This is a genomic window from Streptomyces sp. NPDC047043 (genome assembly GCF_040644055.1).
In the GTDB taxonomy this organism is placed as follows: domain Bacteria; phylum Actinomycetota; class Actinomycetes; order Streptomycetales; family Streptomycetaceae; genus Streptomyces.
Genome location: NZ_JBEYVO010000061.1, coordinates 25,259 through 32,979, shown reverse-complemented (window position 1 = coordinate 32,979; position 7,721 = coordinate 25,259). Strand labels below are relative to the sequence as shown.

Genomic DNA, 7,721 nt, shown 5'->3' with positions numbered 1-7,721 from the left:
TATTTGTCGAGAGCCCGATCGTGCTCAGCGCTTCGCGCCTCCGCGCGTTCGGGCTCTCGACACCGACGCGCCCCCTACGGCTCTCTACGCGGCCGGTGTCCGGCGGTGCCGTGCCGTTGGAGGGCACTTGCCGTCAGCGGTGCAACAAGAGAGTGGTTGCGTGGGCGGCTTTGGGGCGGAAACTATGGGATACGGTTTCCGAAACCGGCGAGGGCCGCCGCCACCGGCGGTCCGTCACGGGCCCCCTCTTTGGCCGGCCGGATCTGGTGAGGGTGAAGGAGCCGCAACGGTGAGTCAGCGCAAGGCGGCCGGTGACGCCGGACGGGCCACCATCCGCGACGTGGCGGAGCGAGCAGGGGTCTCCGTGGCGAGCGTGTCGCGCGTCCTGTCCGGCAACTACCCGGTGTCGGAGGACCTGCGCCGCCGGGTGATGAAGGTGGTCGGGGACCTGGACTACGTCACCAACGCCCACGCCCGCTCCCTCGCCGGCGGCGGTACACCGACGGTCGCGATCCTCATCAACAACATCACCGGCGCCGCATTCGCCCACGTGGCCAAGGGAGTCGAGGGCGCGGCCACGCTGCGCGGCTGGCTCTCCCTGGTCGGCACCACCGGCGACGACCCCGAGCGCGAGCTCGCCCTGGTCAACATGATGCGCCAGCAGGGCGTGGCCGCGGTGGTGCTGCTCGGCGGCGCCTACGACTACGACGAGTACCAGCTGCGCATGGCCCGCTTCGCCCGCTCCCTCGACGCGGCCGGATCCCACCTGGTCCTGGTCGGCAGGCCGCCCCTGGAGGGGGACGTCCCGGCCACGACGGTCGACTACGACAACGAGGGCGGCGCCTACGCAATGGCCAGCCATCTGCTGTCGGCCGGCCACCGCAGGGTCCTGGTGCTGCCCGGACCCGCCGAACTCACCACGGCCCAGGGCCGGTTGAGAGGTGCGCAACGGGCCTTCGAGGCGTACGGGGTGCCGTTCGACCCGGGCATGGTGCGGCACGGTCCGTACGACGACGAGCACGGGTACGGCGCCGTCGAGTCGGCCCTGCACGAGACGCCGGACTTCACGGCCGTCCTCGCCGGGACCGACGTGGTCGCCGCGGGCGCCATGCAGGCCCTGCGCGCGGCCGGGCTGCGGGTGCCGGAGGACGTCTCCATCGTCGGCTACGACGACATCCCCCTTGCTTCCCAGCTCACTCCCCAACTGACCACCGTGCACGTGCCGTACGAGGAGATGGGTCGCGTCGCGCTGCGCGCGGTGGCCGACCGGCGCGAGGGCGGCTCGGGCCGCCGCAAGGGCGCCGACGGCGACCACCTGGTGCTGGGCACCCATGTCGTCGTACGCAACTCCGTCCAGCCGCCGCCCCGGGGCTGAGCACGGCCGGGAAGTACGCGAGAAGCGCACGAGAAGCGCACGGGAAGCGATCGTTTCGTAACCGGTTTCTCGCTCCTACCAGCGCACTTGCCAGCCTGACCCAATAATTTCCGGCACACCTCTTGCTACGGCCGGACGGATCGGCCTACCGTCACGGCAACCGCTTACTACAGCTTCCGCTTGGCCGACCCCCCGCAGCCGCGAGCCGACGGATTCCCGGCCGCCGTTCCCGGCCTTCCCGAGCCGCCGTCCTCTCGTTCAGAGACGCCCAACTTCCGAAGGAACACGGTCAGATGAACTTCACCAGCCCCCGGAGAAGGTTCGCCCACGCCGCTGTCGCGGGACTCGCACTCACCGGTCTGCTCTCCGCCTGCGGCGGCTCCGACTCCGGGGACGACGCCAAGTCGTCGGGCCCGGTCACCCTCCCCTTCTGGGGCTGGGCCAACGGTCAGGAGGCCGTCGCCAAGGCGTTCAACGCCTCGCACAAGGACATCAAGCTCAAGTACACCAAGGTCACCGACCAGCTGACCATGCAGAAGCAGCTGACCAACGCGGTCAAGGCGGGCAACGCGCCCTGCCTGGTGCAGAACACCGCCGAGTACGTGACCAGTTGGGTCTCGCAGGGCGCGCTCGCCGACATCACCCGGTACGTCGGGTCGAGCAAGGACAAGTTCAACTCCGGTTCCTGGGCGAGCGCGCAGGTGCAGGGCAAGCTCTACGGCGTCCCGACCAGCTCGGCGCCCAACTTCACGATCTACCGCACCGACATCTTCGCCAAGTACGGCATCAAGCCCCCCGCCACCTGGGACGACTTCATCGCCGCGGGCAAGGTCCTGAAGAAGCACGGCATCAAGATCACCAACTACGCCGGTGAGGACCCGAGCACCCTCGAGGTCCTGGCCATGCAGGCCGGCGCCCACTGGTACGCCATCGACGGCAACTCCTGGAAGGTGGACTTCCAGGACGCGGGCACCCTGAAGGCCGCCAAGGTGATCCAGGAGATCATCGACAACGACCTCAACTCCAAGCTGTCCTTCGCCGACTACGCGGCCGTGCAGCGCAACTACGACAACGGCGGCACCGCGACCCGGCAGATCTCCACCTGGCAGATGGCCGGCATGGTGCAGAACTTCACCAAGTCCTTCGGCAAGTGGGCGCTCTCGCCCTGGCCGACATACCAGGGCGAGGCGGCCAAGACGCCGGCCGGCACCAACCTGACCGGCAGCGTGACGCTGGTGACCAAGCAGTGCAAGAACGTGCAGCAGGCCGCCGAGGCCGCGCTGTGGATGTCCACCGACACCGGCGCGGTCAAGACGATGGCGAGCCCGACCACCGGCAACGGCGTGATGCCGGCCCTGGCCGACAGCAACTCCTACGTCGGTGAGGCGATCTCCGACAAGCTCCTCGGCAAGAACTACCAGCCGGCCCAGAAGATCGTGACGGACAGCCTGAACACCATCACCACCGACTGGACCTTCGGCCCGGACTGGACCGCCATGTTCACGGAGATGCAGGCCGGTTGGGCCAAGGTCGTGAACAAGCAGGAGAAGGTCACCGATCTGCTGGCGCACATGCAGGAGTGGACGGTCAAGGACCTGAAGTCCCGCGGCATCAGCGTCAACGGCTAGAGGCTGGGGTCGAGAACCGATGATCCGCTCACTGCGCTGGAAGGGTGCCGCCTTCACGGTGCCCTTCCAGCTCGGCTTCGTCTTCCTGTATCTGCTCCCGATCGGGTACGCGGTCTACCAGTCGCTGTACCGCGAGCAGCAGTCCGGGCTCGGGCTCGGCGGCTCGACGGAGAAGTTCTCCGGGCTGGACAACTACCAACAGGGCCTGACCGACTCGGCGTTCATGGGTTCGGTACTGCGGGTGGTGCTCTTCGCCTGCGTGCAGATCCCGCTGATGCTGCTCATCAGCCTCGTACTCGCCCTGTTCCTGGACGCGTTGACCTCGAAGGTGGCCGGCCGCTTCCGGATCCTGCTGCTGGTGCCGTACATGATCCCCGGGGTCGTCGCGGCGATCGTGTGGATCAACCTGTACAGCCCGGACGTCGGCCCGCTGACACCGCTCGGCAAGGTCTTCGGCTTCGACTGGAACTTCTTCGCCCCCTCCATGGTGTGGCCGTCCATCGGCAACCTGCTCACCTGGCACGGGGTCGGCTACAACATGGTGATCATCTACTCCGCGCTCCAGGGTGTCCCGCGCGAACTGTTCGAGGCCGCTCGGCTCGACGGGGCGTCCGAGCGGCGCATCGCCCTGAGCATCAAAATCCCTTACGTGCGGGGCGCGTTGGTGCTCACCGGCATGCTGTCGATCATCCAGATGTTGCAGATCTTCAACGAGCCCGCGCTGTTCCGGAACATCACCCCGCAGACGGTCAGCGACAGCTTCACCCCGATCATGATCATCTACAACCAGGCGTTCAACGCCGGCAACTACCACTACGCCGCGGCCCTTTCGGTGCTGCTCGCACTGATCCTCGGCGTCGCCTCCTTCCTCTTCTACCGGCTGACGTCAAGGGAGGCGGACTGATGACGATCACCGAAGAACGCGCCACGACCCGCGCGGTGCGCCGCCTCAACCGACCCGATCCGGCGGCCCGTTCACGCGGCGGGCAGCGGTTCCTGCTGCTCGGCCTGATCCTCGCCAGTATGTACAGCCTGTTCCCGGTGTGGTGGCTGATGGTCGCCGCGACCAAGGACCGCGTGGGCCTGTACCAGAGCAACGGTCTGTGGTTCTCCGGCTGGCACCTGTGGGACAACCTGCATCAGGTCTTCACCTACGAGGACGGCATCTTCCTGCGCTGGACCGCCAACTCCTTCCTCTACGCCGGAGTCGGCTCCCTCGGCGGCACCCTGGTGGCGCTCGCGACGGGCTACGGCCTGGCCCGCTTCCAGTTCCCGGGCCGCAACCTGGTGTTCGCGTGCGTGGTCGGCTCGTTCCTGATCCCGATCGCCCTGCTGACCATGCCGCTCTACCTGCTCTTCTCGAAGATCGGCCTGGTCGACACCCCCTGGGCGATGCTGATCCCCTGCCTGATCAGCCCCTTCAGCGTGTACCTCGCCAAGGTCTACACCGAGGCCACGATTCCGTACGAACTGCTGGAGGCGGCCCGTATCGACGGCGCCGGCGAACTGCGCATCTTCTTCAGCATCGTGCTGCGGATGATGACGACGGGCGGCGCGACGGTGTTCCTGCTGGCCTTCGTGAACACCTGGAACGCCTTCTTCCTGCCCCTCACCGTGCTGCGCGGCGAGAAGAACTGGACCCTCAACATCGGCCTCTACAACTGGTCGGGCAAGCGTCTGGAATCGGGCATCGACGTCACCAGCCTGGTGCTGACCGGCGCCCTGCTGTCCATCATCCCCATGGCGATCATGATGGTCGCGATGCGCCGCTACTGGCGCACCGGCGTCACCCTGGGGGCCCTCAAGTGACCGTCCCCTCAGGAGCCCTGACGTGACGCTGCTGCACAACCCCGTCATCCGCGGCTTCGCCCCCGACCCCTCGCTGGTCCGGGTCGGCGACTGGTACTACGTGGCGACGAGCTCCTTCGAGTGGTTCCCGACCATCCCGATCCACCGCTCCCGGGACCTCGCCCACTGGGAGTACGCGGGCCATGTGCGCGGAGCCGCCCCCGACGACTCGCTGGCCGGGGTGCCCGACTCGGGCGGTGTCTGGGCACCGTCGCTGAGCTGGGACGGCGAGCGGTTCTGGGTGGTGTACTCCATCGTCCGCTCGGTCGGGACGCCGTACTTCGACACCGACACATACGTCAGTTCGGCCGCGGAGGTGGGTGGGAAGTGGACGCCGCCGCGCCGGGTGGCGAGCCACGGCTTCGATCCCGCGCTGTTCCATCACGAGCGGCGGCTGTGGCTGCTCAACCTGCAGAACGACCACCGACCGGGTGGACGCCGGTTCGCCGGGATCGTCCTGTCCGAGCTGGACCGGGAGACGCTGAACCCGGTCGGTGGTACCCACCTGCTGCTGCAGCACGAACGGCTCATCGAGGGACCGAAGTTGCTGCGCCGGGAGGGCTGGTACTACCTGGTGCTGGCCGAGGGCGGCACGGGCTTCGAGCACGGGGTGCGGGTGGCGCGTTCGCGCGCGATCACCGGGCCGTACGAACTCGACGACCGGCCCCTGCTGACAAGCCGGGACGACCCGTCGCTGCCGTTGCAGAAGGCGGGGCACGGCGAGCTCGTACAAACCCCGGACGGTGACTGGGTGTTGAGCCACCTCGTCGCCCGTCCGTTGCAGACGCCCGACGGACCGCGCTGCACGCTCGGCCGGGAGACGGCGATCCAGGCGGTGGCTTGGGACGAACAGGGCTGGCCGAGGATGCGACACGGGGGTGCGCATCCGGCGGTCGAGGTCGACGTACCGACCCGTCCCGAGCCACTGCCGTCTCAACTCCCCTCGTCCGATGACCTGTTGGGCTGGCCGTGGAGCAGCCTGCGTACGGCAGCGGACACGTCCTGGGCGGATGCAGCGAGCCGCCCGGGCTGGATCCGGCTGCGCGGCAGGCACGGTCCCGAGTCCCGCTGGGCGCACAGCCTGCTCGCGCAGCGGATCACCGAGCACCGGGCGGAGGCCGAAGTCACCGTGGAGGCGCGGCCGTCCACCTTCACCCAGGCGGCCGGGCTGGTGCTCTGGTACAACACCGAGGCGTATCTGAGCCTCGACGTCACATGGGCCGAACCGGAGGGCGAGGAACAGCACGGGCAGCAGTGGCGGGGTGCGGGCCGTACGGTGCTTCGGCTCGTGGAGCGCGACGAGGCGACCACCCGGCCGGTGGCCGTCGTGGGCGTCGACGCACAGGGGTCGCTGACACTCGGCGTGACGCTCGACGGCACCGCGGCGCGCTTCTGGCACCTGCGGGACGGGGTACGTACGCCCGTCGGAGAGCCGTTGGACTTCAGCAAGCTCTCCGACGACCACGGGTCCAAGCTGCGCTTCACGGGGGCGATGGCCGGCATCCATGCCGTTGACCTGGTGGACGCGGCGTTCACGGCGGACTTCACCGGCTTCCGGCTCACCTGCTGGTAACTCCGTACGGCCTTGGCCGTGTTCGAAGTTTCGAAAGTCCGGAGCCGTGAAGACCTGCGAAGTCCGACCTCTTCCCCACTGCAACCGGCGAACCTAGGGTAGGAAGCGCTTACTATTTCGCGCTGGTCGAAACTTTTCATGGCCCTCGGGCGGGCCGGAGAGGTGGTTCCCGATGGTCCGTACGGGGAGTGCGAGCGTGGCGGCCGGGCCGACGCTGGCGGTCGTGGCCCGGGAGGCGGGCGTGTCCGTGCCGACCGCGTCCAAGGTGGTCAACGGCAGGGAGGACGTGGCACCGGAGACGCGCCGCCGGGTGACGGAGGCGCTGGACCGGCTCGGCTATGTGCGCAGACCCCGGTTCGACGCGGCGAAGGTACCGGGTCTGGTCGACCTGGTCGTGCACTCGCTGGACAGTTCCTGGTCGGGGGCGGTGCTGCACGGGGTGGAGGCGGCGGCGCACGACGCGGGTCTCGAGGTCGTGGTCTCGGCGGGGCTGACCAGGACGCGGTGCGGGCGGCCGGAGCGCGGCTGGCTGGACAAGCTGATCGCGCGCGGCTCGTCCGGGGTGCTGTTCAACCTGGCCGAGCTGACGCCTTCGCAGTACGCCTGGCTGGACCAGCACCGCATTCCGTACGTGCTGATCGACCCGGTCCTCGAACCGCCGCCGGGTGTGGTGTCGGTGGGTGCGGCGAACTGGCACGGCGGTGTGACGGCGACCGAGCATCTGCTGTCCCTGGGCCATGAGCGCATCGCCGTCATCGCCGGTCACCAGCGCAAGATGTGCAGCAGCGCGCGGGTCGCCGGCCATCGTTCGGCGCTCGCGTCGGCCGGCGTGCGGCACCGTCCCGAGTACGTCCGCCACGCGGGCTTCGACGAGGAGATCGCGCGGCGCCGCATGCTGGACCTGCTCGATCTGCGCGAGCCGCCGACCGCCGTGTTCGTCTGCTCGGACCGTATGACGCTGGGCGTGTACGCGGCGCTGGCGGAGCGGGGGTTGACCGTCCCCGACGACATCAGCGTGGTCGGCTTCGACGACCTGCCCGAGTCCCGCTGGATCACCCCCGCCCTCACCACGGTCCGCCAGCCCCTGTCGGAAATGGCGGCAACGGCCCTGCACCTGCTGGTCCGCATGATGGACGGCGACCGCCCGGAGGGCACCCGCACGGAGCTGTCGACGCGGTTGGTGGAACGGGCGAGCACGGCAGGCCCACGCGTCTAGGGGGTGTGGACGAGCCCGGTCGGGGTGACCGGGATGCGACCCAACCATGCGACAGCGGCAACCGTCACCAGTAGTGGCGCG

Annotated in this window: 6 protein-coding genes; all 6 read left to right on the top strand. The window is 68.8% G+C overall.

The annotated features are described in order from the left end of the window. Positions 1-289 precede the first annotated feature (289 nt). Complete coding sequence (locus tag ABZ880_RS52330) at positions 290-1,375, top strand: LacI family DNA-binding transcriptional regulator (protein ID WP_361278594.1); 1,086 nt, start codon at positions 290-292, stop codon at positions 1,373-1,375. A gap of 293 nt (positions 1,376-1,668) precedes the next feature. Then, the gene (locus tag ABZ880_RS52325; RefSeq protein ID WP_361278591.1) at positions 1,669-3,003 is read left to right on the top strand and encodes an extracellular solute-binding protein; all 1,335 of its coding nucleotides are present in this window, start codon (positions 1,669-1,671) and stop codon (positions 3,001-3,003) included. Between the two features lie 19 nt (positions 3,004-3,022). Next, positions 3,023-3,907 (top strand): sugar ABC transporter permease, encoded by an 885-nt coding sequence (locus ABZ880_RS52320; protein ID WP_361278589.1) that lies wholly within the window; start codon positions 3,023-3,025, stop codon positions 3,905-3,907. Continuing rightward, positions 3,907-4,812, top strand: coding sequence for a carbohydrate ABC transporter permease (locus ABZ880_RS52315; RefSeq protein ID WP_361278587.1), 906 nt, complete (start codon positions 3,907-3,909; stop codon positions 4,810-4,812). The genes ABZ880_RS52320 and ABZ880_RS52315 overlap by 1 nt, the downstream gene beginning before the upstream one ends. Positions 4,813-4,834: 22 nt before the next feature. Then, the gene (locus tag ABZ880_RS52310) at positions 4,835-6,424 is read left to right on the top strand and encodes a family 43 glycosylhydrolase (RefSeq protein WP_361278585.1); all 1,590 of its coding nucleotides are present in this window, start codon (positions 4,835-4,837) and stop codon (positions 6,422-6,424) included. A gap of 172 nt (positions 6,425-6,596) precedes the next feature. Further along, positions 6,597-7,640 (top strand): substrate-binding domain-containing protein, encoded by a 1,044-nt coding sequence (locus tag ABZ880_RS52305; protein WP_361278583.1) that lies wholly within the window; start codon positions 6,597-6,599, stop codon positions 7,638-7,640. Positions 7,641-7,721 lie beyond the last annotated feature (81 nt).